Source organism: Pseudomonas sp. LFS044 (assembly GCF_047978245.1).
In the GTDB taxonomy this organism is placed as follows: domain Bacteria; phylum Pseudomonadota; class Gammaproteobacteria; order Pseudomonadales; family Pseudomonadaceae; genus Aquipseudomonas.
In genome coordinates this window covers 49,744-73,910 of record NZ_JBFPFX010000009.1, presented here as the reverse complement: position 1 = coordinate 73,910, position 24,167 = coordinate 49,744, and the positions used below count along the sequence as shown (strand labels likewise).

The following is a 24,167-nucleotide window of genomic DNA, read 5'->3' as shown; positions in this document are numbered from 1 at the left end:
AATGCTGACCGGTAGCTACTCCTCTTCGCTGGTGTTGATTTCGCTGTGCGTGGCCATCCTGGCGTCCTACACCGCCCTTGACCTGACCGGTCGTATCGCCACCGCCAAAGGGCGCGGCGTCTACCTGTGGATGGGCGGGGGCGCGCTGGCCATGGGCATTGGCGTGTGGTCGATGCACTTCATCGGCATGCTTGCCTTCAGCCTGCCGATCAACCTGGGCTACGACATTGGGCTCACGGCATTCTCGTTACTGATCGCCGTGCTGTCGTCCGGCTTCGCCCTTTGGCTGGTGAGCCAGCCCAGCCTGCCCGGGCTGCAGTTGGGGTTTGGCGCGTTGATCATGGGCGCAGGCATCAGCTGCATGCACTACACCGGCATGGCGGCCCTGCGCATGCTGCCGGGCATCGACTACGACCCCACGCTGTTCGGCGCCTCGCTGGCGATAGCGGTAGGGGCATCGGCGGCGGCGTTGTGGATTGCCTTTCGCCTGCGCAAGCATACCCCCTATGTGCGGCAGATCCGTGGCCTGGCTGCGGTGCTGATGGGCGTTGCCATCGTCGGCATGCACTACACCGGCATGGCGGCGGCGAATTTCCCCGCGGGCAGTTTCTGCGGTGCCCTGGCGGGCGGCCTGCAGGGGGACAGCTTGGTGTATCTGGTGCTGATCACTACCCTGGCGGTGCTGGCGGTGGCCTTGCTGACCTCGGTGCTGGACGCGCGCCTTGAAGCGCGCACCGCAGAGCTTGCCCGTTCGCTGACGCTCGCCAACCAGGAACTGACCCAACTGGCGCTGCATGACACCCTGACCGGCCTGCCAAACCGCACCCTGCTATCCGACCGGATCGAGCAGGCGATTGGCAAGGTGGCAGAGCAGGGTGGCTGTTTCGCATTGATGTTCATTGACCTGGATGGCTTCAAACCGGTCAATGATGCCTTCGGCCATCACATTGGCGACCTGCTGCTCAAGGCGGTCGCTGCGCGCTTGCGCGGCCACCTGCACAGCCAGGACACCTTGGCCCGCATCGGCGGTGACGAGTTCGTGCTCCTGGTGGAGTTGCAGGAGCCGGAAGATGCCATGGATGTAGCGGTCAAGCAGGTCAACCTGGTGTCACGCGCGTTCCACGTGGCCGAACATGAGCTGCAGCTGACCGCAAGCCTGGGCATTGTGCTGTACCCGGGCAACGGCCAGGACCAGCTTGAACTGCTGCGCAATGCCGACGCGGCCATGTACCACGCCAAGAGCGCGGGCAAGAATGGCTACAGCTTCTTCGACGTGTCGATGAACAGCAACGCGCGCCAGCAGTTGCAACTGCTACAGGACCTGCGCCTGGCCTTGGAGCAGCGCCAGTTCCGCCTGCATTACCAACCCAAGTTCGACGCTCTGGCCTGCCAGCCAATCGGGGCCGAAGCTCTGCTGCGCTGGCAGCACCCGCAGCATGGCCTGCTGCTGCCGGACCGCTTCATCGGCCTGGCGGAGAAAACCGGGCTGATCATCCCGATTGGCGAGTGGGTACTGGACGAAGCCTGCCGGCAGATGCGCCAGTGGCTTGATCAGGGGCGCAAGGGTTGGCGCATGGCGGTCAACCTTTCAGCCATCCAGTTCTGCCATACCGGCCTGGTCGACAGCGTCGCCCGCGCCTTGCGCGACAACGACCTGCCGGCCAACTGCCTGACACTGGAAATCACCGAAACCACCGCGATGCACGATGCCGATGCCAGCCTGACGGTGCTGCAACGCCTGTCCGACATGGGCGTTGACCTGTCCATCGACGACTTCGGTACTGGTTATTCGAGCCTGATGTATCTCAAGCGCTTGCCGGCCAACGAGCTGAAGATCGACCGCGGCTTCGTCCGCGACCTGGAGCAGGACAGCGATGACGCCGCCATCGTCTCGGCCATCGTCGCCCTGGGCCAGGCGCTGGGGCTGCGTATCGTCGCCGAAGGCGTGGAAACGGACGGGCAACAGGACTTCCTGACCCGCCTGGGGTGTGATTCGTTGCAAGGTTATCTGCTGGGCCAACCCGTGCCGGCGGAGCAGTTCATGGACAAGTGGCAGGCGCTGCAGCAGAGCCCGGAAGCGGTCGCCTAGACCGCATTACGCAGCGCAACGGCCGACCCGAACACCTCCATCTCCGCCTCCACGGCCTCGATGATGCGTTCGACATCCGCCGCCGCCATGATCGCGGTGCAGGGGATGCCGGCAATGGCCAGCAGGGTTTCGCCGGTGGCGCGGTCGAACAGGCGGGCGATCATGCTGCGTGGCGCATCCATGCTGGCTTCGAAGCCTAGCGGATGGAAGTGCCAACGCATCACCTGGCAGGCGTTGGGGAACGTCATCTTGTTCATGCCAGCCTCCTTGTCCGTACCTGGACGCGGTGATCGAGGGGCCGCGAAGACAGCCGCCGGGAAGCTAAAGATAGCACCGGTTCCGTGACAGTTCTGCGCCTAACAAGACAAATGTACTAATGCATGACCCCGGTCACAAAGGCGTCCTGCACACCGTTTGGCGGCAAATTGCCAGGCAAACGTTTTCCCTGCCTTCAGGCAACCAAAACGCGGGAGGACTCTGCAGTTTTTAATCCAATCCCGCAAATTATTTTCGGACCAGCGGTTCGCTGGGTGTATCTGGCCGTTAAAGCTAAGGCATCCTGCGCAAGACAATCGCTCCCTCCTGCGGGGCGGGTTGGCGCAGCCTGCGATTGTGAGCGAGGTAGGCCTGTATTCGCATCGACCGGGGCGAGGGAACTCTTGGTGCAGCGGCAAGTACAACCCGAACAGCTTCGTAAGCCGGCGTTAACTGACGACGTGCATCGGACACCGTTGCGCTCAAAACATGACCAACGGTACGTAAGGTAGTTGCGTCAAACCCGAGGAGGTGGCGAGTTATAGCGCTAGTCACTCGGGCGGCGGCGCGAAGCACAGCAACCCAAAACTGCCCGCTCGGATCGTGTCGGTTGAGGGGGTCGCCCTCGCAGTAGGCATATGAGTTCGGTCCGCCTTTTCCAAAGGGGGACAACCCATCCGGGCGGGTGAACCGCAACAGTTCCGGCTTATAGAGCCGCAGGCCATTGCCTAGTGGATAGCCACCAGAGACTCCATCAAATCGCTGGCCTACAAAAGAGATCATGAGCATCTCAGGATAGACGTTCACTCCCCCATAGGGAGGATAGTGATAAGTTGCCGGTGTTATAGCTGTGCCTATGACCGACTGAGCGATGTCCAGTTGATAAAGCTGCACCCTCCTGGCATTGGTTCGAGGCCTTGTTTGGGAGCAAAAGCGATCAGGCGATGGTGGCGTGGTGGGCGTAGGCATGGTTCGATTCTTGAACAGTCAGCGGGTAACGGATTGTTTCTATTTGTTGGGCGCACGGCTACTGGTAAAACTGTCAGGTTGATTAGCCGAGTAGTCCCGCCGCAATATTGATGGTGAAACCCAGAATCGCCGTGTTGAACACGAAGCCCACCAGTGAATGCGCCAGCACCACCTTGCGCATGCCGCGCCCGCTGACGCCGACGTCGGAGGTTTGCACGGCGACGCTGAGGGTGAACGAGAAGTAGTGAAAGTCCCAATAATCCGGGTTGCGTTCCCCGTCGGCGAAGCGCAGCGCCGGTTCGTCACCCTCGCCGGTATAGAACAGCCGGGCGTAATGCAGGCTGAAGATACAACCTATCAGCAGCCACGAGCCTGCGATGGTCAAGCCGGTGTAGAGGTAGTGCAGGGCCTGGTCGGTGCCTTGCAGGCCGCGGCTTGACGCCAGCTGCAGGGTCACTGCGGCCAGGCTGGCAATGGCGGCGGTGCACACGGTGAACAGCACCAGGCCCGCGTTTTCGTCCTCGACCCGAGCGACTGTGCGAACTTTCTCGGGCGTTGCCCGGCAGGTTAGCCAGAGCACCAGCAGCAGGTACAGCCAGACACCGATGTTCCAGCCGGCGAGAACGCGTTGGATGGTGTCTGCGCCTGAAATGAACCAGGCGCTGGCCAAACCTGCCAGCGCAGCGATGCTCAGGCGGGGGTGGCTACGGGTAAGGCGGTGCAGAGCCATGGGGCCTCATCGACAGGGAGTCATGGCTACCACGATAGCCTATGGGATAACATTTCAGCTCATGCCCGTGTCGAAGCCCCTGAATTTCAAGGAAATCACACTGGCCGCTTTACGCCTGGCGGGGTGCCTGCCGCGCCAGGCACCGCTACAGGATCCACGTTTTGTCCGACCTTTCGCAAAATCCGCTGCTGCAATACCTTGCCCGGCTGGCACCCTCCAGCCAGCAGACCATGCGCTACATCCTGCAAGACGCTGCCGACCGGCTGGGTTTCGTTGACTGCAATCTGGTCGATGTGCCGTGGCACCGGCTGGAGCCGGGCCACGTGATCGGCCTGGTGGCGGCACTGCGCACCGATGGCTACGCGCCCAACAGCTCATCGCTGTACGTCAACGCCATACGCGGGGTGATGAATGAAGCCTGGCGTCAGGGCCTGATCGACCATGAGCAGCTGCTGCGCATCCGGGAGGTCAAGCCGGCCACCGGCAGCCGATTGCCGCCTGGGCGCAACCTGCGCCGCAGCCTGATTCGCGAGCTGATGGAGGTGTGCGCAGCCGACCCACGCCCACAAGGGGTTCGTGATGCGGCGATCATTGCGCTGCTGTACGGCACCGGTATGCGCAAGTCCGAGTCGGTGGACATCGACCTGGACCAGGTGGATTTTGAAGCCCGTAGCCTGCAGGTACTGGGCAAGGGCAACCGGCAGTTGATCAAGTATGCGCCGGTGTGGGCCTTCGAAAAGCTGCAGGCCTGGCTTGACCTTCGCCGGCAGGACCTGCCTGCAGGGGCCTCGGACGACCCGTTCCTGTTCAATCGCATTCGCCGTGGCAACCACATCACCCGTGCCCGCATCACCAAGCATGCGATCTACTACATCGCCCGCCAGCGTGGCGCGCAGGTGGGGGTAAAAATCATGCCGCATGATTTTCGCCGCGCGTTCATCACCCGGGTGATCGAGGAGCACGACCTGTCGATTGCGCAGAAGCTGGCGCACCATGCCAACATCCAGACCACCGCCAGTTATGACCGACGCGATGACAATGAGCGGCGGCGGGCGGTGGATCGGTTCGACTATTGAGGTGGGGCCGGGTGTAGGGCGGGAGCGTTGTTGTTGCTTTCGAGATCGAGCGCTTGCCTTGGGATCTACAGCGCCCCTGAGATCGAGCGCCGCCCGCGCGAAGGGCTTGCCTTGGGATCTTCAGCGCCTGTGAGATCGAGCGCCGCCCGCGCGGCGCATCGCGGGCAAGCCCGCTCCTACATTTGTTGCAACGTGCCGTTCCAGTCAGGCCATGGTTGTCCGCCTTGGCGCACGGCTGAAGACAGGTGGGGCGCCGGCAGCGCCAGCCAAAAAAATCGCGTCGTGCTAACAAGGCTGGCAACTATGGCCTATCAGGCCATGGCACGGTGCAACAAATGTAGGAGCGGGCTTGCCCGCGATGCGCCGCGCGGGCGGCGCTCGATCTCAAAGGCGCTGAAGATCCCAAGGCAAGCGCTTCGCGATGCGCCGCGCGGGCGGCGCTCGATCTCGAGAACGAAAAACACTCCCGGGCGCGCAGGCCTTCAATGAATACTCGATGCCAGCTCGAAGATCGGCATGTACATCAAAATCACGATCACCCCGATCAGCAACCCGATAAAGGTCATCAGCAGCGGTTCGAACAGCTTCACGAACCACTCCACCCAGCGCCCGATCTCCTGGTCATGAAAATCCGCGCAGCGTTCGAGCATTTCCCCCAGGTTCCCCGATTGCTCCCCCGCCCGCAGCAGCCGCAGCGATACCGGGGTCACCAACTGGCCGGCCTCCAGTGCCTCCGACAGCGGCAGGCCTTCCCCCACCCGTTGGCTGGCCTGCGCCAGACCTTGCGCTGCGGCGCTGCCGAGCAGCCCGCGGGCCATGCCCATGGCCGTAAGGATGGGAATACCGCCCTGCAGCAGAATGCCAAGCGAACGGTAGAAGCGCGCGAGCTCATACATCATCAAACGTTGATGCAAGGCCGGCATGCGCCGTATCTGGCGTGACACCCAACGCCGCAGTAGCGGGTTGCGACGCAGCAGCACCAGCGCACCGAGGGTGCCGGCCGTGGCCAGTGCCAGCGGCAATTGATGGGCATGCAGGAACATGCCGACCTGCATCAGCATGCGTGACAGCCACGGCAGTTCACTGCCCATGCCCTCGAACACCAGGCTGAAACGCGGTACCACATAGCCCAGCAGAAACAGCACCACGCCACCGCCGACCAACAGCAGCAGCATCGGGTACACCGAGGCGCCCACCAGCTTCTGCCGAACCAGGTCCAGCCGCTGCCGATATCCGATATAGCGGTGCAGGGCGTCACCCAAGGCGCCCGTGCGTTCACTGGACTGCACCAGTGCCACGTACAACGGCGGGAAAACGCGCGGCTGCTGGGCCAGTGCCTGGGACAGCGAGCGGCCCTCGTACAGCTGGCGAACCAGCGCAGCCAGAACCTTGCGCGCGGCCCCGGGCGGGGCTTTTTCCGCCAGGCTTTCCAGGGCATCGATCAACGGCAGGCCGGCGTGCAGCAGCGTGGTCAGTTCCTGGCTGAACAACACCAGGTCGAACATGGCCTGGCGGCGCCAGGCGATATTGCGCAGGGCGCCGCCGTGGCCGCGCACGCTGACCACCCGCAAACCTTGGCCCTCGGCCTGGCGGCGCGCCTGCTCAGCGTCCTCGGCATCGATCTGCAATTGCACCACGCCCTGTCTGCCCAGGGCCTTGAGGCTGTAGCGCATGGCCGTGCTCCTCATTGCCAGCTGGTAATTTCGGCGTTCTCACCGTCGCCGCCGGGCTGGCCGTCCTTGCCCATCGACAGCAAGTCGTACTCGCCGCCGTTTTCGCCAGGTTGGCGGTAGATGTATGCCCGGCCCCATGGGTCTTGCGGCACCGCTTTCTGCAGGTAGGGGCCAGACCAGCGCGCCTCGCCGCTGGGTGCAGCCACCAGCGCCTGCAGGCCCTGTTCGCTGTTGGGGTAGTGGCCGACTTCCAGGCGGTACAGGTCCAGGGCCTTGCCCAGGCCTTCGATCTGCGCCCGGGCCACCTTGGCCTCCGAGCGGCCGAGCTGGCTGAAGTATTTGGGTGCGACGATGCCGGCCAGCAAGCCGAGCACCACCAGCACCACCAGAAGCTCGAGCAGGGTGAAGCCAGTTTGGCGGTTGGGTGTGCGCTGCATGGTGAAGCCCTCCTGCATGGGGGCATGCTTGCCCAGGGTTTCGCTGCTCCATGCAACAGCCGTGCACGTCTGCCTCGGGGCCTTGCGCCATGCGCCATGGCAAGCGGCACAGTGCTTGCGTCATCCCCGTAAAGCCCGGGTTTTCCGGGGCATTTCCCCCACATCGGGGGCACCGGCGGGGAGGCGACCGACATGCGTGGAATTATCCTAGGACTGATCTGGCTGGCAGGGGCGAGCGCCCAGGCCGACGTGTACATTTCCATCGATGCCAAGGGTGGCTACGTACTGACTAACGTCCACCGGCCCGGGCGCCACTATGAGCGGGTGATCAGCGAACCCCTTGCCCAGGCAGGCCCGGCCAATGCGCAACTGATCACCGGCCGCCCGTACGCTGCCCTGGTGGCCACCGCGGCACGCAAGCACAACGTGCCGCAGGCGCTGCTGCATGCGCTGATCAAAGCCGAGTCCGGTTACAACCCCAAGGCACGCTCGGCAGCGGGGGCGGTGGGGCTGATGCAGCTGATGCCCGATACGGCGAAGGAGATGGGCGTCGAAGATGCCCTGGACCCTGAAGACAACGTGCTGGGCGGCGCGCGCTACCTCAAACGCATGCTGACGCTGTTCGACAACGACATCACCCTGGCGGTGGCCGCCTACAATGCCGGCCCCGATGCGGTAATGCGCCGGGGTGCGGTGCCGCCGTTCGCCGAAACCCGGCGTTATGTGCCCAACGTGCTGCGCGAATACCGCAAGTTGCAGGGCCTGGCGGCAGATTCGCCACTGTGACTGCAGGGCGCCTTGCATCGGCATGATGGAAATCAGTGCCATGGTTTCCCCAACTCTGGGCTATACCCTTTCACAGGTGCTCAGCAGTGGAAGCCACCATGGACATCGCTCCCCGTACCGAGATGCCAGAGCCACCTGCCGGCGCTGAAGCCGGCACCCCGCGCAAACCGTTCAACCTGCTGCGCTGGTACGCCTGGGTGAGCCTGGCCATCATCGTTTCGGTGGCCGCGGGGCTTGGGTTGATCTCAAGCCGTTTCATCATCAACGAAAGTGTCGAGCGCGACGCGCTGCTTACCGCCCAGTTCATTACCTCCATCGCCGATGCAGAAGTGCGCCATGTGTCGATCCCCAACGTGCGCACCATGGGCGAACTGCTCGACCCACGCACCGACCATTCCGCCTTGCCGGGCGTGGCCCCTGAAGCGCGGCGCAAGGCCCGTGGAGAATTTCTCGACCACATCGCCCACCTGCCCGACATGCTCCTGGCCAATATCTACGCCCCTGACCGCACGGTGATCTGGTCGAGCAACCCCGCGCTGATGGGCAAGCTGATCGATGGCGATGACGACCTCGATCGGGCTTTCGAGTACAAGCAGCGGGTCTCGGCCAGTTACCACCATTTCGAGCAGGCCCGCGCCGAACAGAAGTTCGTGACCCCGCCCAAGCAGTTGTTCATTGAAAACTACATCCCGCTGTTCGACGCCGATGGCGAGCGGGTCACGGCCATGGTGGAGATCTACAAGGAGCCCCACGACCTGATCGTGCGTATCGAGCATGGCCTGGTGCGTATCTGGCTGGCGATGACCGTGGGCGCCGGGCTGGTCTATATCGGCCTTTACGGCATCATGCGCCGCGCCGCACGGCTGATGGCGGTGCAGCAGAAACGCCTGATCAGCAACGAAACCTATGTGGCGCTGGGCGAGGTGTCCTCGGCCGTGGCGCACAGCCTGCGCAACCCATTGGCCAGCATCCGCTCCAGTGCCGAGCTGGCGCAGGTGTTCGATGAGGGGCCCGCACAGCGCAATATCGATGAAATCATCAGCCAGGTCGACCGCATGTCGCACTGGATTCGCCAACTGCTGCAGTCGCTACGGCCATTGAACGACGAAGCGGTCGCGGTGGACCTGCCCCAGGCCTTGCAGGAGAGCCTGCAGACTTTTGCCGCAGCGCTTGCTCGCAGCGGCGTGACCGTCGACCTGCAACCGTTGCCCGCCGTGCAGGTGCTGGGCCAGCCGGTGCTGCTGCGGCAGATTTTCAACAGCCTGATCGACAACGCCCTGGAGTCGATGGAGCAAGGTGGCCGGCTGCGGGTGGAGGTGGTCAAGCAGGACCGGCGCAGCGTTACCCTGCGCTTGTCCGACACCGGCAGAGGCATGAATGAACGCCAGCGACGCATGGCATTCCGGCCCTTCTTCACCACCAAGCAAGGCGGGTTGGGGGTTGGGCTGGTGCTGGTGAGACGCATCATGGAACGCTTCGGTGGCTCGGTGAGATTGAGTAGCAGCGTGGGGCATGGCACGCGCGTGTCCCTGAATTTCAGACTGGCGTTATCTTCATAGCTGTTATCAGGAAACCATTGTAAATATTTGATCTAAAAGCGTTATTACACATTTGGGGCATAAAGACCCAAATGTGGGGGGTGTTTCTCGAATCAAGGTTCCAATAGTTATGTAACTAGCTGATATAAATAGACATTGTATTTTCAAGTACCCATGGCTGGTTTTTTGCAGCGCTACATTGGCGACAAATGGCGGCTGCGGCGTGGCTGGCGAAGTGCTATCAACTTGCTACGCACGCTAAGCTCACGGGTGCGACCTTGAACGCAATCTTGCGCGGGAACGAAGCGATGCAGACGCTGGAAACCGAATTCCCCGACAAGACCCCGGCGCAGCCTGGCAGCGGCTTCGCTGCCCCGCTTCGCGAGTTCAACCTGCTGCGCTGGTTTTCGGTGATCAGCCTGCTGATCATTGCCTCGGTGGCAGGCGGCCTGGGTTACGTCTCGACGCGTTTCGTGGTGCGTGACAGCGTCGAGCGCGACGCCATGCTCACCGCCCAGTTCATCCAGGCCATGGCCCAGGCCGAGGTGCGCCATTCGCAGCTGCCGCCCGGCACCACCATGGGCGAATTGCTCGACCCACGGCTGGACCATCAACACCTGCAGGTCAGCCCCGCGCTCGCCGAGTCGACCCGCGTCGAATTTCTCGACCATGTCGAGCACTTGCCCGACACGCTGCTGGCCAACGTCTATGCCCGCGACCGTACCATCGTCTGGTCGACCAACCCGGCACTGGTCGGCAAGCGCATCGCGGCCGATGGCGAGCTGGAGCATGCATTCCGCTCGCGCAAGGCGGTATCGGCCAGCTACCACAAGGCCGAAGAAGGCCGCGAAGAGCAGAAGTTCCAGCGCGCCCCGCAGTACCTGTTCATCGAGAACTACGTCCCGCTGTTCGACAGCCAGGGCGAGCAGGTGATGGCGATGGTCGAGATCTACAAAGAGCCCAAGGACCTGATCCGGCGTATCCAGCGCGGTTACGTGCTGATCTGGGCCTCGACCTTGCTGGGCGGGGCGCTGATCTACTTTGGCCTGTTCTGGATCGTGCGCCGTGCTGCGTCCATGCTGCGCCACCAGCAGGACCGCCTGGTGGCCAGCGAAACCTATGTGGCTCTGGGCGAAATGTCGTCGGCGGTGGCGCACAGCATGCGCAACCCGTTGGCCAATATTCGCTCCAGTGCAGAGCTTGCCCAGGAAATCGCCAACCCCCAGGCGCAGCAGAACATTGTCGACATCATCAGCCAGGTCGACCGGATGTCGCGCTGGGTGCGCGAACTGCTGGTGTCGCTGCGCCCCACCAGCGACATCGCCGAAGCTGTGGACCTGGTGGCGGCCATTGACGATACCCGCCAGGCCTTTGCCCAGCAGATCGAGCGCAACGGCGTGCGCTTCACCTTCGAGGGGCCGCAGGCGCAATGGGTGGCCAGCCAGCCGCTGCAGTTGTCGCAGATCCTCAACAGCCTGTTTTCCAATGCCATCGAAGCCATGCCCAGCGGCGGCCAGTTGCGTGCTCAGGTCAGTGTGCGGGATGGCCAGTGGGTCGACTTGCTGCTTAGCGACACCGGCAAAGGCATGACCAAGCAGCAGGAACGGATGGTCTTCAAGCCGTTTTTCACCACCAAGCAGGGCGGCCTCGGTGTAGGCCTGGCGCTGGCCAAGCGCATCATGGAACGGTTCGGCGGCTCGGTCAGCCTGAGCAGCCGCGAAGAGGAAGGAACCCGCGTCAGCCTCACTTTCAATATTGCAGCGGGAGGGGAACATGGAGCACAGCATCCTGGTAGTCGAGGATGATGAAATCCTTGCCAACAACATTCGCACCTACCTGAGCCTCAAGGGCTTCGAGGTGACCGTGTGCAACAGCGCAGAGCTTGCCTTGGAGCAGATCAAGCGCATCCAGCCCGACGCGGTGCTCACCGACAACTCGCTGCCCGGCATGAACGGCCACGACCTGTTGCGCACCCTGGTGGCGCAGGCACCGGAGCTCAAGGTGATCATGATGACCGGCTACGGCAACGTCGAAGATGCCGTGCAAGCGATGAAGGAGGGCGCGTTCCATTACCTGACCAAACCCGTGGTGCTCGCCGAGCTCAAGCTGACGCTGGAAAAGGCCCTGGCGACCGACCGCATGGAGCGCACGCTGTCGTTCTACCAGGAGCGCGAGGCGCAGAAGTCCGGGCTACAGGCCCTGATCGGCGAGTCACCGGTGATGCTCACGCTCAAGCACACGCTGCGCCAGGTGCTCGATGCCGAGCGCCGCATGGCCAGTGACGACCTGCCGCCAGTGCTGGTCGAAGGCGAAACCGGCACGGGCAAGGAGCTGGTCGCCCGCGCCTTGCATTTCGATGGGTCGCGCAGCAAGGGGCCGTTCATCGAGTTCAACTGCGCATCGATCCCCGCCAACTTGCTGGAAGCGGAGCTGTTCGGGCATGAAAAGGGCGCCTTCACCGATGCCAAGGAGCGCCGTGTGGGGCTGGTCGAGGCCGCCGATGGCGGCACGCTGTTCCTCGATGAGATCGGCGAGATGGACCTGGTGCTGCAGGCAAAGCTGCTGAAGTTGCTGGAAGACCGCAGCATCCGCCGCATCGGCGCGGTCAAGGAGCGCAAGGTCGATCTGCGGGTGATCAGCGCCACCAACTGCAACCTCGAGCAGATGGTGCAGCAGGGCAAGTTCCGCCGAGACCTGTTCTTCCGCTTGCGCATCATTGCCCTGAAGGTGCCTCGGCTGTTCGCACGTGGGCAGGACATTCTGATCCTGGCCCGGCATTTCCTGGCCCACCACGGGCGCCGCTATGGCAAGCCGAACCTGCGTTTCAGTGCCGAGGCCGAGGCCCTGATGCTGAGTTACAGCTGGCCGGGTAATGTGCGTGAGCTACGCAACATGCTGGAGCAGACCGTGTTGCTGGCGCCCAATGAAGTGGTGCAGGCGCATCAGCTCAACCTGTGCCTGACCTTGGTCGACGAGCCGCTGGCCCAGCCCACCGCCACACTGTATGAAATGCCGCGGCATGAACCGGAGCCTGGCACCAGCTTGCCAGACATGGAGCGCGACCTGGTGTGCAAGACGCTCGATCGCACCGATTGGAACGTCACCAAATCGGCGCGGATGCTCGGCCTTTCGCGGGATATGCTGCGCTACAAGATCGAAAAACTGGGGTTGACCCGGCCTGACAAGCGTCAGTGGTGAGCGGTATCCGGTACGGGCTAGTCCGGCCCCTTCACGGTTTACCCGCGAAGAGGCCAATGAAGTCTAACGCTGGCCACCGTCCGAGCCGGCCCCCTGGCCACCCGTTCCTTCCGACCCCGTGCCATCCATACCCGGAAGGTCGCGGTTGTCATTCTGCCTGGCGGGCGGGCTTTCCGGGTCATTGCCCTGTATGCGCGGGTCGGTGTCCCGCGGCATGGGCTTTTCGATCGGGTTGAGGGTGCTGTCGACACCCGGTTTTGGCGCCGGGTTGTGCGGGTCGTCAGGGTAGGTCGGGCCGGTGCCAACCGCCAGGGCCAGCGGGGCGGCGAGCAGGGTGGCGAGCAACAAGCTGGTGCGGATCATCATGGGCAGGCTCCTTTGCGAGGGTAGGGCACGTATGTCTGTTCGGCCCTACCCGACGCACCAAGGTGCCATTACGCCGATCAGCGGTCACACCACCGTCGACAGCGCCATGATGAAAATGATGCCGACCACCGACAGGATGGTCTCCATCATGCTCCAGGTCTTGAAGGTTTCGGCCACCGTCATGTTGAAGTACTGCTTCACCAGCCAGAAGCCGGCATCGTTGACGTGGGACAGGATCAACGAGCCAGCGCCGGTGGCCAGCACCAGCAGCTCCCGGTTGACCCCGGGCACCAGGTCGATCACCGGTGCGACGATACCTGCGCCGGTGATGGTCGCCACGGTCGCCGAGCCCGTGGCGATGCGGATAACCGCCGCCACCAGCCAGGCCAGCATGATCGGCGAAATTTCCGCCTGCACCGCCATCTGCCCGATCACGTTACCGACACCGGTGTCCACCAGCATCTGCTTGAAGCCACCGCCAGCGCCGACGATCAACACGATGGCTGCGGTGGGTGCCAGGCTCTGGTCGAGCATCTTCATGATCTGCTGCCGGGTGAAGCCACGCGCCGAGCCGAAGGTGTAGAACGCCAGCAACAAGGCAGCGAGCAGGGCGGTGATCGGGTGGCCGATCAAGTCCATCCACTGGCGTACGATGTGTTCGGCTGGCAGGACCACGTCAGCGAAGGTCTTGAGCAGCATCAGTACCACCGGCAGCAGTACGGTGACCAGGGTGATGGTGAAGCTGGGCAGGTTGCTTTGATCGGACTCCTTGGCAATCTGGTCCATCAGTTCTTGCGACGGGTTGCCGGGGATGTAGCGGGAGATGAAGTTACCGAACAGCGGGCCGGCAATAATCGCCGTAGGCAGCGCCACCAGCAGGCCGTAGAAGATGGTCTTGCCGATGTCGGCCTTGAAGATGCCGATCGCCAGCAGCGGGCCTGGGTGCGGCGGCACCAGGCCGTGAACCACGGAAAGCCCTGCCAGCAGCGGGATGCCGATCTTGATCAGGGATACCCCGGAGCGTCGGGCGACGATGAACACCAGCGGAATCAACAGCACGAAGCCGATTTCGAAGAACAGCGGGATGCCCACCAGAAACGCGGCGAACATCATCGCCCAGTGCACGTTCTTCTTGCCGAAGGCGCGGATCAGGGTTTGCGCGATCTGGTCGGCGCCGCCGGAGTCGGCCATCAGCTTGCCGAGCATGGTGCCCAGCGCGAGGACGATGCCGACGAAGCCGAGCACGCCACCAAAACCGTCCTGGAACGATTTCATGACCTTGGCCACCGGCATGCCGGACGTCAGGCCGAGAAAGCCCGCAGCAATGGTCAGGGCAACGAAGGGGTGGACTTTGAAATGGGTGATCAGCAGGATCAGCCCGATGATGGTCACCAGGGCGTCGAGCAGCAGGTAGGTATCTGTAGCCAGTCCGAACATGGTTTTAAGGCCTCGGTCTTATCGTTGTTTTTGGCGTTGCTTTTAATTGAACTTTCGCCGTTTCAGGGCATCGAGACAGCGCTGTCTTTGGTGAGCCGGATAAACCGCCGGGTCAGGCGGTCCGCGCCAGGTTCCGCTCACCGCAGGGCTTTAGCCAGGCGTCCACCGACTCGGCCAGCGCTTCGATGGGCAACGTGGCATCCAATGGCAGCGTCAGCGGCTCGCCATGGGGAGATTCAAGGGCGGCGAACTGGCTGTCGATCAGGCTTGCCGGCATGAAGTGGCCAGGGCGGGCGAGCACGCGCTTTTCAGCTTCGGCAGGGGTAAGCTCGAGGAATACGAACACCAGCCCGGGCATCGCCTCGCGCAGGGTGTCGCGATAGCGGCGCTTGAGAGCCGAACAGGTGAGGATCGGGCGTTCGCCATCCTTGACCGTGGCTTGCAGCTCCTGGCCAAGGCGCACCAGCCAGCCGGCTCGGTCGTCGTCGTTGAGGGGGGTGCCAGCACTCATCTTCTTGATGTTTTCGGCAGGGTGAAACGCGTCGCCTTCAATCAGGCGGCCGCCGCTTCTGGCGGCAATGGCAGCACCGACGCAGCTTTTGCCGCAACCGGCCACGCCCATCACCACAATGGCGGACAGGGGAGAATTCATCAGTACCTCCTGCGGGGCGAGATAGCGCTGTCTCGTTGTGGACGAAAGGCTACTCCCCGGTGTTATTGATCTTGTCGTTACGCAGTATGGACGCTTGGCAGAAGGCGTGTAGCCGCCACCACCAAAGATTACATTGCCTGCGTCCTGAGACAGCGCTACCTTAGTGACCGTTCCCCTCCCTTGCAAGTAGTAAAATTACAACATTCATGTCCCGATCAGGCTCCCGCACTACCGGTCGTCCCACCCTGGCAGAAGTCGCCAGGCTTTCCGGGGTTTCCCCGATTACCGCCTCCCGCGCGCTGCGCGGCGTCAGCACCGTTGCCCCGGAATTGGTGGAAAAGGTGGTGGCCGCTGCAGCCAGCCTGGGCTATGTCGCCAACCCGGCCGCCCGGGCGTTGGCTTCTGCACGCAGCCAGTCGGTGGTGGTGCTGATCCCGTCGCTGTCCAACCAGCTGTTCATCGACACCCTGGAGGCCATCCACGATGTCATGCGCCCCCGCGGGCTCGAAGTACTGATCGGCAACTATCACTACGATATCGACGAAGAAGAAAACCTGATCCGCAACTACCTGGCGTATCAGCCGTGCGGCATGCTGCTCACCGGCTTCGACCGCAGCGAGGCTTCGCGGCAAATGCTGACGGCCAGCGGGGTGCCCTGCGTGCACATGATGGAGCTGGGCGGCGAGGCGGGTGCGTTGTCCGTCGGTTTTTCCCAGCAGCAGGCCGGCCGCGCGGCCGCGCAGCACTTGCTCGAGCGTGGTCGGCGGCGCCTGGCGTTCATCGCCGCGCAACTCGACCCGCGCGTGATGCAACGGGCCGAAGGCTTCCGCCAGGCTTTGGCCGAGGCAGGCATGGCCGCGACCGAACTTGAAATCCTCTCGCCGCAGCCCTCGTCCATTGCACTGGGCAGCGAGTTGTTCAGCCAGCTGCTGGCGCAGGCGCCGGATGTGGACGGCATTTTCTTCTGTAACGACGACCTGGCCCAGGGCGCGGTGCTGCAGGCGTTGCGGCAGGGGATCGAAGTGCCACGCCAGGTGGCGATGGTCGGTTTCAATGACTTGCCGGCCTCAGCGCACATGGTGCCGCGCCTGACCTCGATCCGTACGCCACGGGCTGCCGTCGGTCGGGGTGCGGCACACGCGTTGCTGGCCTTGCTCGATGGCAAGCGCGTGTCCACCGAGCAGCAGGACCTGGGGTTTGAATTGATGGTGCGCGAAAGCTCCTGACTTTTCTTTGTCACTAATGACTAAGTGATATCAGTTCGCTTGCATGCTTTCGGCGCCGATCTATGCTCAGGAAACCCCGCGCACAAAGGACCCCGGCGCCATGTTCGATTTTCATCGCAAGTCAGATTTGATCGAAATTCAGCGCACTCGCCAAGCCCTTGCCGAAGCCCAGGCAAAGCTCGCGGCGATCAGCCGTTCCATGGCAATGATCGAGTTTGCCCCCGATGGCACCATCCTCGACGCCAATGCCCATTTCTGCCAGACCATGGGTTATACCGTCGAAGAGTTGCGCGGCAAGCACCACCGGTTGTTTTGCGACCCGGCCTACGTGAAAACGGCCGAGTACCAGCAGTTGTGGCGGGAGCTGGGGGAAGGCAAGGCCATCAGCGGGACATTCGAACGCGTCGACAAGGCGGGCCGCGAGGTGTGGCTCGAAGCCAGCTACATGCCGGTGCGTGATGAGCTGCAGCACGTGACCAGCGTGATCAAGGTGGCCTCCGATATCAGCCAGCGGGTAAAGGAAGAGCACGAAAACCAGAGCCTGCTCAAAGCCATCGGCCGCTCCATGGCTGTGGTCGAGTTCAACCCGCAAGGGCGGGTGATCAAGGCCAACCAGAATTTCCTCTCGACCATGGGGTACCGCCTGGAAGAGGTGGTTGGCCGCCACCATGGGCTGTTCTGCCTGGCGCATGAGCGCGAGTCGGCCGGGTACCGCGAATTCTGGGCGTCGTTGAACCGCGGCGAGTACCACTCGCATCGCTTCGAGCGGGTCAACAAGCAAGGCCAGACGGTGTACCTGGAGGCTTCCTACAACCCGATCTTCGACAGCAAGGGCCGGCTCTACAAAGTGGTCAAGTTCGCCAGCGACATCACTGCGCAGGTCAGCACTCAGCAGAGCGCGGCCGAAGCGGCGCATGCCAGCTCTGTGCAGACCGACGCCTGCGCCCGCAAGGGTACCGAGGTGGTGCAGCAGACGGTACAGGTCATCGAACAGATTTCCCAGGAGCTCAATGACGCGGCGCGCAGCATCGATGCGGTCAGTAAACAGTCGGATGTAATCGGGCAGATCGTTTTGACCATCCGCGGCATTGCCGACCAGACCAACCTGCTGGCCCTGAATGCCGCCATCGAGGCGGCCCGCGCCGGTGAGCATGGTCGCGGCTTCGCCGTGGTCGCCGACGAGGTGCGCAGCCTGGCTGCCAGGACCAGCAAGGCCACCTTGGAAATTGTCGATGTGGTGCGGCAGAACCATGACCTTTCGCTCACCGCAGTGGCCAGCATGCAGTCGAGCCTGACGCGCACGGGGCGAGGCGTTGCCCTGGCGAACGAGGCCGGCACGGTGATCATGGAAATCCAGCAGGGCTCACGCCATGTGGTCGATGCCATCAGCCAGATCAACTCGACGCTGCAATTGCACTGAGGGCATCCGCCAGTTCGCGCTGCAGGGCCTGCAGGCTGGTTTTAAGCCGCAACTGCAGCGCGTCGGTCGGCAAGCCTTCGGCCTGGGCTTGTTCGATGGCTTCGCAATCGCGCACGACTGCGCGCACCTTGAGCATTTTGGCGCCGCCCTTGATGCGGTGGGCCACCGCACGCACCGCGTCGCGGTCCGGCGCTGTGCCCAAGGCATGCAGCGCGGCCAGGTCTTCGCTGGCGCTTTGCGACAGCTGCTCGAGCAGGCGCCGCACCAGTTGCTCGTCGTCCTGGGTGAGGTGGCGCAGCTCGTTCAGGTTGAAACCGCTGCCACTTGGCACACCTGCAGCAGCACCGGGGCGGGCCTGCGGTAGATGGGCTGCGAGGGTGCGCAGGCCGAGTGGCTTGAACAGGCAATCGTCCATGCCGCTGGCGAGGCAGCGCTCGCGCTCCTCTGCTTGAGCATTGGCGGTAATCCCGAGAATCTTGCAGGCGGGCAGACCAAACGCCTGCTCCTGCTGACGAATCCTGCGCGTCAGGTCGTGGCCATCCATGACCGGCATGCTGCAATCGGTGATCACCAGGTCGAACGCTGCTTGCTGCCAGTGATCCAGGGCCGTTTGGCCGTCCTCTGCCAAGGTCACCCGATGGCCCAAGGTGGTCAGCTGTTTTTCCAGCAGCAGCAAATTGGCGGGGTAATCATCCACCACCAGGATGTTCAGTGGGCCGTGTTCGCCTTCCTGGGCCGGCGTTTCGGCCTCGGCGGGGGCGGGCGCTTCGCTGACGGGAAGTCGAAGTTCGACCAGCACCTTGGTACCTACGCCCTCGACGCTTTGCAGGCTCAGTGTGCCGCCCATCAGCTCGGCCAGGGTCCGGCTGATGACCAGGCCCAGGCCTGCGCCTTGGCGTGCCCGCGGGCCTCGCGCCTGGGCGAAGGCACTGAACAGTCGCGCCTGGTCCGCCGGGCCAATGCCGATGCCGGTGTCGCGCACGTTCAGCTCGACCAGCACGGCATTGCTTGCGGTTGCTGGCCGAATCACCAGGCTGGTTTGCACCTCGCCGCGGTCGGTGAATTTGATGGCATTGCTCAACAGGTTGGAAAGAATCTGCTTGAGCCGCAGGGCGTCTGCCAGTACCCAAGCGGGCGCGTCAGGCAATTCACTCTGCAGGCGAAGGCCCTTGGTTCGTGCATTGCCCTCGAAAACCCTCAAGGTGCTGCGTACCAGTTCAACCAGGTCGGTAGCCACCGGTTGCAGGGTCATATGGCCGGATTCGACGCGCGAGATATCCAGAATGTCGCCGATCAACCCCAGCAGGCCAATGGCCGAATCGTGCGCCGTTTGCAGCGCCAGGACGTCGCAGCGCCCGGCTCGGCCGTCTTCGAGCGCCAATTCGAGCAGGCCGATCACCGCATTCATGGGGGTGCGAATCTCGTGGCTCATGGTTGCCAGGAAGGTGCTCTTGGTATGGCTCGCCTGCTCTGCGTCGTCTTTTGCCTGGCGCAGTTGTTCGAGCAGCCCGCGGCTCAGTGCCAACTGCTCCTGCAGCGCGCGTTGGGCTTCTGTGCGCTGGTGGATGAGCTTGCGCAGGTAGCTGTTCCAGAACACCACGCCGGCCAGCACCAGTGCAGACAGCACCAGTACCTGCAGCGCCAGCGTACGGTAATTGCGCCATGGGCTGTCGCTGACCAGGCTGCTGGTGCGCCAACGGTTGACCAATTGGTCCAGCTCCTCTGGCGGGATGCTCAGCAGGGCCTTGTCGAGGATGGCCTGCAGTTGCGGTTGGCCGGGGGCGACGGCGAACGCAGCCAAGGCCGGGTTTTCGCCGAGCACGCTGGCAATGCGCAACTTATCCTTGAAGACCTGGTTGATGTAGTACGTGGCATTGATGTGGCTGCTGTAGGCGACGTCAGCGCTGTCGTTGGCCACGGCTTCCATGAGCCTCAGGGGGTTGTTCACCTCGACGACCTTGGCCTTGGGGTAGCGGCGCTGCACCTCGGCGCGCAAGGGGGAGCCACGCACCACGGCAATGCGCTGGCCATCAAGGTCTCTGGATTGCACTTGCCACCCAGCCTGGTTGCGCGTTACCAGGACCCGCGGGCTTACCAGGTAGGGGCGGGTATAACGCAGCTGGGCCGCACGCTGCGCGCCGTAACCCAAGGCACCGATCATTTGCGCCTCGCCACGTGCCACCTGCTCGACCATGGTCTGCACGGCATTGCGCTCGATGAACTTGAAGTGCAGCCCGGTGCGCAAGCCGATCCGCTTGAGCAGGTCGATGGTAATGCCTGTCGGTTGCTGGCGGGCATCGTTGAAGGTCAGCGGGGCGAGTGCCGTGTCGATCAGTACGCTGACCGTCGGGTTGCGATCGATCCAGGCCTGCTCTTCAGCGCTGAGCGCTGACAAGTGACGCTCGAGCAGGATGCTGGTGTTGCCGCTGCTCCAGCGGCGCAGGATGCTTAAACGTTCGCTTTCGGTAATCTTCCCCAGGGCTGTATCGACCAGGCGACGAAGCCGTTGGTTGTCACTGGCCAAGGCGAAAGAGAAACTCCCGGGAGGCACCTGGCAGAAATGGTCGATCCTTACCAGGCCCTGGTAGGTTTTGCCGATGAGATAGTCGGTACTGATGGCATCGCCCAGGTACGCATCCGCATCGCCCATCTCTACCGCCGCCAGGCCGGCCAGGGTAGAACGATAGAAACTCAGCTGAGCCTTGGGGTAGAGCGTGCGGACCGTTTCGCCCGGCAAGTAATGATCGACCATTGCCAGGCGCAGGCCGGCAAGGTCTTTGTCGTTTTTCAGGGTGCGCCCTTCGCGGGTAACGATGACCGGCAAGTCGTCGGCGTAGGGCTGGCTCAGGCTTAGCTGGGCATCGGCGGCTTCGAAGCCGTTGGAGCTGCCGAGCATGTCGATCTTGCCATCACGCAGGGCAGCGATCGCCTCATGGCGGCTGGAAAATCGCCTGACTTCGATCGGTATGCCCAGTTGCTCGGCAATCAGCCCGGCATAGTCTGCGCTGAGGCCTTCATAGTCGGCCTGGCTGATGTTGATATCGAACGGCGGGTAATCGGGGCGGGAGCTACCCAGCAGCAAAACCTTGCGTTGCTGCAGCCATTGCCGGTCGTCGCTGCCCAGTTTTAGCGGTGGCGCAGCACTGATGGAGCGCGCCAGCAGCTGCCGTGGCTCGGCGTCGGCGAGGGTTGCAGGGGAGCAGCAGGCCAGGCCGATGGCCATGAGCAGGCCTGCCAGCGAGCGTTTCATGGCGATTGCGGGCCTACTTGACGTAGTTGCGCGTGGCCAGGTCAACCATTTCCACCAATGATTCAGTCTTGAGCTTGTCCATGATGCGTCCACGGTAGGTGCTGATGGTCTTGGCACTGAGGTTCATGCAATGGCCAATGTTCTTGTTGTTCTCGCCACGAGCCAGGCGTCTCAGTACTTCCATCTCGCGGTTTGACAGGCTGCCCAGCCGCGCCGCCTCGCTTTCCAGGGAATTGCTGTTGACCGACATCTGCGGAAAGGTGGAATAGCCCTTCACCAGCGCCTTGAGTGCAAAGACGACAGCCTCGAGGTCTTCATCCTTGGTCACGAAGGCGCCAATGCCGGCGTCCAGGCAGCGGCGTACGTACAGGTCGGTGGCTTGCCCGGTCAGCACCATGATCCTTGGCACTTTGGGTAGCTGCTGCAGGCGCTTTATCACCTCCATGCCGTCGAGCCCCGGAAGCCCGATGTCCAGTACCACCACATCCGGTTGCAGGTTGCGTGCTACCTGCCCAACTTCACTCCCATTGTCGACCTCACCAATAACTTGAAAGCGCTCGCGCTCAAGCAACATGCGCAGCGCGAAGCGGACGGTAGAGTGATCGTCGACGATCAGCACGGTTGTCATGAGGAAAACTCCTGTCGAAATGTGGTCCGTTTCCCGCGGTTATCAGGAATACGTCTGCAAGGTCTTTCTGCAGCGCAGCACGATACTTCCATTCCGACGCCTTGATAATGGCGAGTATAGATCTGTTGACTAAGCGGGCTGACTTTGTTGAAAAATCCTACAAAAACGGCTGAGGGCGGGCATCGTCAGAGGCATTTCGACGCTGCCTGCCCTCGGTAGCTGCTTATGCGCAGGCGGCGTGAGGCTTCGACACGCGCTGGGTAGAGGCAGGGTTGTTGCTGAGCGCCTGGCCGACGCGCGGGGGGCGGGCCAGCAACTGGCCGGCGCAATTTGGGCAGCGGCCCTGGAAGCGGGTTTCGGCACAGTTGCGGCAGAAGGTGCATTCGAACGAGCAGATCAGCGCGTCAGGGCTGTCGCCCGCAAGATCAACGTCGCAGCATTCACAATTTGGGCGTAGCTCGAGCATGGGCGTGACTCCGGTCCGCGCAATGGAGCCTGGAGTCTGCTACGGCACCTGGCAGGTTGGCAATGGTCAATCACCCGGGCGATAGAGGTGTGCGTGCCCTGCGCGGTACAAGGCTGACGCGGCGAACGGTGCGTCCCCGAGCACGTGGCCGACGAGGATCAGCGCCGTGCGGCGAAAGCCCTTGGCGGCCACCTGTTCGACGATAGTGCCAAGCGTGCCGCGGGCCCAATCCTGGTCCGGCCAGGTTGCACGGTGCACCACGGCGACCGGGCAGTCGAGACCGTAATGGGGCACAAGTTCGTCGACGATACGGGCCAGGTGCTTGACCCCCAGGTGGATGGCCAAGGTACTGCCATGGCGCGCCAGGTCGCTCAGTTGTTCGCCAGCAGGCATGGGTGAGCTGTCGCCGTAACGGGTGAGGATCACCGTTTGCGCGACCTCTGGCAGGGTTAGTTCACAGCCCAGCAATGCGGCGCTGGCGGCGGTGGCCGTAACGCCGGGGATGATCTGGTAGTCGATATTCAACTCGCGCAGATGGCGGATCTGTTCGCCGATGGCGCCATACAGGCTGGGGTCGCCACTGTGTACCCGGGCTACATCCTGGCCTTTTATATGGGCCGTGCGCATGGCCTCGATGATCTGGTCCAGGTGCAGTTCGGCACTGTTGATGACTGTCTCGGCCTGATGGCCCTCGAGCACTGCCGTCGGCACTAGCGAGCCGGCGTAGATGATCACCGGGCACTGACGGATCAGGCGTTGCCCCTTGACCGTGATCAGCTCGGGGTCGCCGGGGCCGGCGCCGATGAAGTAGACCGTCATGAAGATTCCTTGCAGGTAATGGATGTAGCGATTATCCGCCGCAGGCGAGGGCGAGGGTAGCGGGGCCAAGCGATTGCCGCGTCACCTGGAGCCTGGCGTTGCCGTGGTCGAGGTGCGCGAGGGCCAGGGCCGCGCTTTCCGCGACACCCCAGCAGCCGCTGTGGGCGTGGGCCAGCGCAGAGCGATGGCTGAGCAGGGGCTCGAAGGGGTGCAGCTGGCTGGCGGTGAACAGCATCAAGGGTAAGCCGTAACGTTTGGCGAGTTGTTGCAGGCCTGGCTCGTCGGCCTTCAAATCGATGCTGGCAATGCCGCGCAGCGCTGCCAGCGCCAGGCCGTGGCTTTCCAGGGCCTGACGCAGCAGCGTGTCGAGCACGTCCACCGGGCAGCCCCGGCGGCAACCAAAGCCGGCGTACAGGGCCGGCGGTGGGTGCTGGTTTGCCATCAGGCGTGGCTGGAGCGGCGGTACAGCCAGGCGCTGAGCAGGCCCAGGGCCAGCCAGAAGGCGGCATTGGTCACCCAGGATGCGATCTTGAACTGGGTTTCCAGGGCCTCAGGAGCCAGGCTTTGGTGGACGTCGGGTTGCGGAGCACCGATCACGTGGGGGACCGCCAGCAAGACCACGCCGATCACCTTGAATAGCCAATGGCGGGCGAACACCAGCAGCGCCAGCCCCAGCCCGGTGGCGGCAGCGGTGCCGATCCACCAGCTTTGGCGCTGGCCGAGGTCGGCGGCGGCGGTGCCGGGCAGCTCCGGCGGCAGGCCCAGGGTGGGCGCCAGGCAGAACACCGCAAACCCGGCCAGGCCCCAGAGCGCACCGGTGCTGACGCGGTTGGGTTCACGCAGGCTGTAAAGCGCAGCGAGGATCAGGGCAAAACCGACGGCGACGACCAGGTTGCCACCGGTGGTGGACAGGATGCGCTGCCAGCCGTCCTCTGGCGACCAGGCCTCGGCACTGTGTTCATGGCCTGCTGCATGTTCGTGGGCAACGGCCGCTTCGCCGTCATGGCTATGGTGCTCGGCGGCAGGGGCTGCCGATTCGTAGGTTTCCGCCTGGAGGATCAGCGGGGCGACCCAGAAGCTTTGCAGCAGGGTCAGCAGCAACGCTGCAAGCAGGCCGCTGAACCCGGCGGTGCGGGCAATGCGCTTGATCAT

Annotated in this window: 22 protein-coding genes and 1 pseudogene; 9 read left to right on the top strand and 14 right to left on the bottom strand. The window is 63.3% G+C overall.

Annotated features, from left to right (window positions below):
* The first annotated feature begins 1 nt into the window (after position 1).
* On the top strand, positions 2-2,089 hold the full coding sequence (locus ACNQPL_RS09995) for a putative bifunctional diguanylate cyclase/phosphodiesterase (RefSeq protein WP_346614309.1): 2,088 nt from the start codon (positions 2-4) through the stop codon (positions 2,087-2,089).
* Here ACNQPL_RS09995 and ACNQPL_RS09990 read toward each other — a convergent pair.
* From ACNQPL_RS09990 to ACNQPL_RS09980, 3 genes are all read right to left on the bottom strand, one after another.
* Entirely contained in the window at positions 2,086-2,346 is a 261-nt protein-coding gene (locus ACNQPL_RS09990; protein ID WP_346614308.1) for a DUF1652 domain-containing protein, read from the bottom strand. The genes ACNQPL_RS09995 and ACNQPL_RS09990 overlap by 4 nt on opposite strands.
* A 292-nt stretch (positions 2,347-2,638) precedes the next feature.
* Complete coding sequence (locus ACNQPL_RS09985) at positions 2,639-3,313, bottom strand: RHS repeat-associated core domain-containing protein (protein ID WP_416466573.1); 675 nt, start codon at positions 3,311-3,313, stop codon at positions 2,639-2,641.
* An 82-nt stretch (positions 3,314-3,395) separates the two neighbouring features.
* Positions 3,396-4,043, bottom strand: a complete 648-nt coding sequence (locus ACNQPL_RS09980) for a DUF1345 domain-containing protein (RefSeq protein ID WP_346614306.1) — start codon at positions 4,041-4,043, stop codon at positions 3,396-3,398.
* A 161-nt stretch (positions 4,044-4,204) separates the two neighbouring features.
* On the opposite strand from ACNQPL_RS09980, the gene ACNQPL_RS09975 reads away from it, so the two are divergent.
* The gene (locus tag ACNQPL_RS09975) at positions 4,205-5,119 is read left to right on the top strand and encodes a site-specific integrase (protein ID WP_416466572.1); all 915 of its coding nucleotides are present in this window, start codon (positions 4,205-4,207) and stop codon (positions 5,117-5,119) included.
* Positions 5,120-5,601: 482 nt separating this feature from the next.
* Here the strand turns inward: ACNQPL_RS09975 and ACNQPL_RS09970 are convergent, their stop codons facing one another.
* Both ACNQPL_RS09970 and gspG read right to left on the bottom strand, forming a co-directional pair.
* Positions 5,602-6,792, bottom strand: coding sequence for a type II secretion system F family protein (locus tag ACNQPL_RS09970; protein ID WP_416466571.1), 1,191 nt, complete (start codon positions 6,790-6,792; stop codon positions 5,602-5,604).
* Positions 6,793-6,803: 11 nt separating this feature from the next.
* Entirely contained in the window at positions 6,804-7,229 is a 426-nt protein-coding gene (gene gspG / locus ACNQPL_RS09965) for a type II secretion system major pseudopilin GspG (RefSeq protein WP_416466570.1), read from the bottom strand.
* Positions 7,230-7,421: 192 nt separating this feature from the next.
* On the opposite strand from gspG, the gene ACNQPL_RS09960 reads away from it, so the two are divergent.
* The 4 genes from ACNQPL_RS09960 (at position 7,422) to ACNQPL_RS09945 (ending at position 12,751) form a co-directional block, all read left to right on the top strand.
* Positions 7,422-8,015, top strand: a complete 594-nt coding sequence (locus ACNQPL_RS09960) for a transglycosylase SLT domain-containing protein (RefSeq protein ID WP_346614302.1) — start codon at positions 7,422-7,424, stop codon at positions 8,013-8,015.
* Between the two features lie 98 nt (positions 8,016-8,113).
* Positions 8,114-9,574: a sensor histidine kinase gene (locus tag ACNQPL_RS09955; RefSeq protein ID WP_416466569.1), complete on the top strand. Its 1,461-nt coding sequence runs from the start codon at positions 8,114-8,116 to the stop codon at positions 9,572-9,574.
* 287 nt (positions 9,575-9,861) lie between these two features.
* Positions 9,862-11,358, top strand: a complete 1,497-nt coding sequence (locus ACNQPL_RS09950; RefSeq protein ID WP_346614300.1) for a HAMP domain-containing sensor histidine kinase — start codon at positions 9,862-9,864, stop codon at positions 11,356-11,358.
* Positions 11,327-12,751, top strand: a complete 1,425-nt coding sequence (locus ACNQPL_RS09945) for a sigma-54-dependent transcriptional regulator (RefSeq protein ID WP_346614299.1) — start codon at positions 11,327-11,329, stop codon at positions 12,749-12,751. The genes ACNQPL_RS09950 and ACNQPL_RS09945 overlap by 32 nt, the downstream gene beginning before the upstream one ends.
* Positions 12,752-12,814: 63 nt before the next feature.
* On the opposite strand, the gene ACNQPL_RS09940 is transcribed toward ACNQPL_RS09945, so the two are convergent.
* From ACNQPL_RS09940 to ACNQPL_RS09930, 3 genes are all read right to left on the bottom strand, one after another.
* On the bottom strand, positions 12,815-13,114 hold the full coding sequence (locus tag ACNQPL_RS09940; RefSeq protein ID WP_346614412.1) for a hypothetical protein: 300 nt from the start codon (positions 13,112-13,114) through the stop codon (positions 12,815-12,817).
* An 87-nt stretch (positions 13,115-13,201) separates the two neighbouring features.
* Positions 13,202-14,554: a GntP family permease gene (locus ACNQPL_RS09935; RefSeq protein WP_346614298.1), complete on the bottom strand. Its 1,353-nt coding sequence runs from the start codon at positions 14,552-14,554 to the stop codon at positions 13,202-13,204.
* 112 nt (positions 14,555-14,666) lie between these two features.
* Complete coding sequence (locus tag ACNQPL_RS09930) at positions 14,667-15,206, bottom strand: gluconokinase (protein WP_346614297.1); 540 nt, start codon at positions 15,204-15,206, stop codon at positions 14,667-14,669.
* A 206-nt stretch (positions 15,207-15,412) separates the two neighbouring features.
* Between ACNQPL_RS09930 and ACNQPL_RS09925 the strand changes: the two genes are divergently transcribed.
* The 3 genes and pseudogenes from ACNQPL_RS09925 (at position 15,413) to ACNQPL_RS09915 (ending at position 17,852) form a co-directional block, all read left to right on the top strand.
* Positions 15,413-16,432 (top strand): LacI family DNA-binding transcriptional regulator, encoded by a 1,020-nt coding sequence (locus ACNQPL_RS09925; protein ID WP_346614296.1) that lies wholly within the window; start codon positions 15,413-15,415, stop codon positions 16,430-16,432.
* 43 nt (positions 16,433-16,475) lie between these two features.
* Positions 16,476-17,315, top strand: a pseudogene (locus tag ACNQPL_RS09920) (PAS domain-containing protein); the annotation flags it as partial.
* A gap of 42 nt (positions 17,316-17,357) precedes the next feature.
* Positions 17,358-17,852 carry a methyl-accepting chemotaxis protein gene (locus tag ACNQPL_RS09915; protein WP_387530882.1) on the top strand — a complete coding sequence of 165 codons (495 nt, stop codon included), beginning with the start codon at positions 17,358-17,360 and terminating at the stop codon, positions 17,850-17,852.
* Here ACNQPL_RS09915 and ACNQPL_RS09910 read toward each other — a convergent pair.
* The 6 genes from ACNQPL_RS09910 to ACNQPL_RS09885 all read right to left on the bottom strand — a co-directional run bounded on the left by ACNQPL_RS09910 (position 17,827) and on the right by ACNQPL_RS09885 (position 24,167).
* Positions 17,827-21,102 carry a transporter substrate-binding domain-containing protein gene (locus tag ACNQPL_RS09910; protein WP_416466568.1) on the bottom strand — a complete coding sequence of 1,092 codons (3,276 nt, stop codon included), beginning with the start codon at positions 21,100-21,102 and terminating at the stop codon, positions 17,827-17,829. The genes ACNQPL_RS09915 and ACNQPL_RS09910 overlap by 26 nt on opposite strands.
* Positions 21,103-21,115: 13 nt before the next feature.
* Complete coding sequence (locus tag ACNQPL_RS09905) at positions 21,116-21,730, bottom strand: response regulator transcription factor (RefSeq protein ID WP_346614293.1); 615 nt, start codon at positions 21,728-21,730, stop codon at positions 21,116-21,118.
* A gap of 223 nt (positions 21,731-21,953) precedes the next feature.
* On the bottom strand, positions 21,954-22,196 hold the full coding sequence (locus tag ACNQPL_RS09900) for a DUF1272 domain-containing protein (RefSeq protein WP_346614292.1): 243 nt from the start codon (positions 22,194-22,196) through the stop codon (positions 21,954-21,956).
* A 66-nt stretch (positions 22,197-22,262) separates the two neighbouring features.
* On the bottom strand, positions 22,263-23,015 hold the full coding sequence (gene cobM, locus ACNQPL_RS09895) for a precorrin-4 C(11)-methyltransferase (RefSeq protein WP_416466567.1): 753 nt from the start codon (positions 23,013-23,015) through the stop codon (positions 22,263-22,265).
* Between the two features lie 31 nt (positions 23,016-23,046).
* Positions 23,047-23,457, bottom strand: coding sequence for a cobalamin biosynthesis protein (locus ACNQPL_RS09890; RefSeq protein WP_346614290.1), 411 nt, complete (start codon positions 23,455-23,457; stop codon positions 23,047-23,049).
* Positions 23,457-24,167 carry a CbtA family protein gene (locus tag ACNQPL_RS09885; RefSeq protein ID WP_346614289.1) on the bottom strand — a complete coding sequence of 237 codons (711 nt, stop codon included), beginning with the start codon at positions 24,165-24,167 and terminating at the stop codon, positions 23,457-23,459. Before ACNQPL_RS09885 ends, ACNQPL_RS09890 begins: the two co-directional genes overlap by 1 nt.

Bases quoted from the DNA above. Each gene is read 5' to 3' on its own strand.
- ACNQPL_RS09990 (WP_346614308.1), bottom strand. From the start codon at position 2,346: ATGAACAAGATGACGTTCCCCAACGCCTGCCAGGTGATGCGTTGGCAC.
- cobM (WP_416466567.1), bottom strand. From the start codon at position 23,015: ATGACGGTCTACTTCATCGGCGCCGGCCCCGGCGACCCCGAGCTGATC.
- ACNQPL_RS09900 (WP_346614292.1), bottom strand. From the start codon at position 22,196: ATGCTCGAGCTACGCCCAAATTGTGAATGCTGCGACGTTGATCTTGCG.
- gspG (WP_416466570.1), bottom strand. From the start codon at position 7,229: ATGCAGCGCACACCCAACCGCCAAACTGGCTTCACCCTGCTCGAGCTT.
- ACNQPL_RS09910 (WP_416466568.1), bottom strand. From the start codon at position 21,102: ATGAAACGCTCGCTGGCAGGCCTGCTCATGGCCATCGGCCTGGCCTGC.
- ACNQPL_RS09985 (WP_416466573.1), bottom strand. From the start codon at position 3,313: ATGCCTACGCCCACCACGCCACCATCGCCTGATCGCTTTTGCTCCCAA.
- ACNQPL_RS09935 (WP_346614298.1), bottom strand. From the start codon at position 14,554: ATGTTCGGACTGGCTACAGATACCTACCTGCTGCTCGACGCCCTGGTG.
- ACNQPL_RS09930 (WP_346614297.1), bottom strand. From the start codon at position 15,206: ATGAATTCTCCCCTGTCCGCCATTGTGGTGATGGGCGTGGCCGGTTGC.
- ACNQPL_RS09955 (WP_416466569.1), top strand. From the start codon at position 8,114: ATGGACATCGCTCCCCGTACCGAGATGCCAGAGCCACCTGCCGGCGCT.
- ACNQPL_RS09945 (WP_346614299.1), top strand. From the start codon at position 11,327: ATGGAGCACAGCATCCTGGTAGTCGAGGATGATGAAATCCTTGCCAAC.
- ACNQPL_RS09885 (WP_346614289.1), bottom strand. From the start codon at position 24,167: ATGATCAAGCGCATTGCCCGCACCGCCGGGTTCAGCGGCCTGCTTGCA.
- ACNQPL_RS09890 (WP_346614290.1), bottom strand. From the start codon at position 23,457: ATGGCAAACCAGCACCCACCGCCGGCCCTGTACGCCGGCTTTGGTTGC.
- ACNQPL_RS09980 (WP_346614306.1), bottom strand. From the start codon at position 4,043: ATGGCTCTGCACCGCCTTACCCGTAGCCACCCCCGCCTGAGCATCGCT.
- ACNQPL_RS09925 (WP_346614296.1), top strand. From the start codon at position 15,413: ATGTCCCGATCAGGCTCCCGCACTACCGGTCGTCCCACCCTGGCAGAA.
- ACNQPL_RS09995 (WP_346614309.1), top strand. From the start codon at position 2: ATGCTGACCGGTAGCTACTCCTCTTCGCTGGTGTTGATTTCGCTGTGC.
- ACNQPL_RS09950 (WP_346614300.1), top strand. From the start codon at position 9,862: ATGCAGACGCTGGAAACCGAATTCCCCGACAAGACCCCGGCGCAGCCT.
- ACNQPL_RS09970 (WP_416466571.1), bottom strand. From the start codon at position 6,792: ATGCGCTACAGCCTCAAGGCCCTGGGCAGACAGGGCGTGGTGCAATTG.
- ACNQPL_RS09905 (WP_346614293.1), bottom strand. From the start codon at position 21,730: ATGACAACCGTGCTGATCGTCGACGATCACTCTACCGTCCGCTTCGCG.
- ACNQPL_RS09940 (WP_346614412.1), bottom strand. From the start codon at position 13,114: ATGATCCGCACCAGCTTGTTGCTCGCCACCCTGCTCGCCGCCCCGCTG.
- ACNQPL_RS09960 (WP_346614302.1), top strand. From the start codon at position 7,422: ATGCGTGGAATTATCCTAGGACTGATCTGGCTGGCAGGGGCGAGCGCC.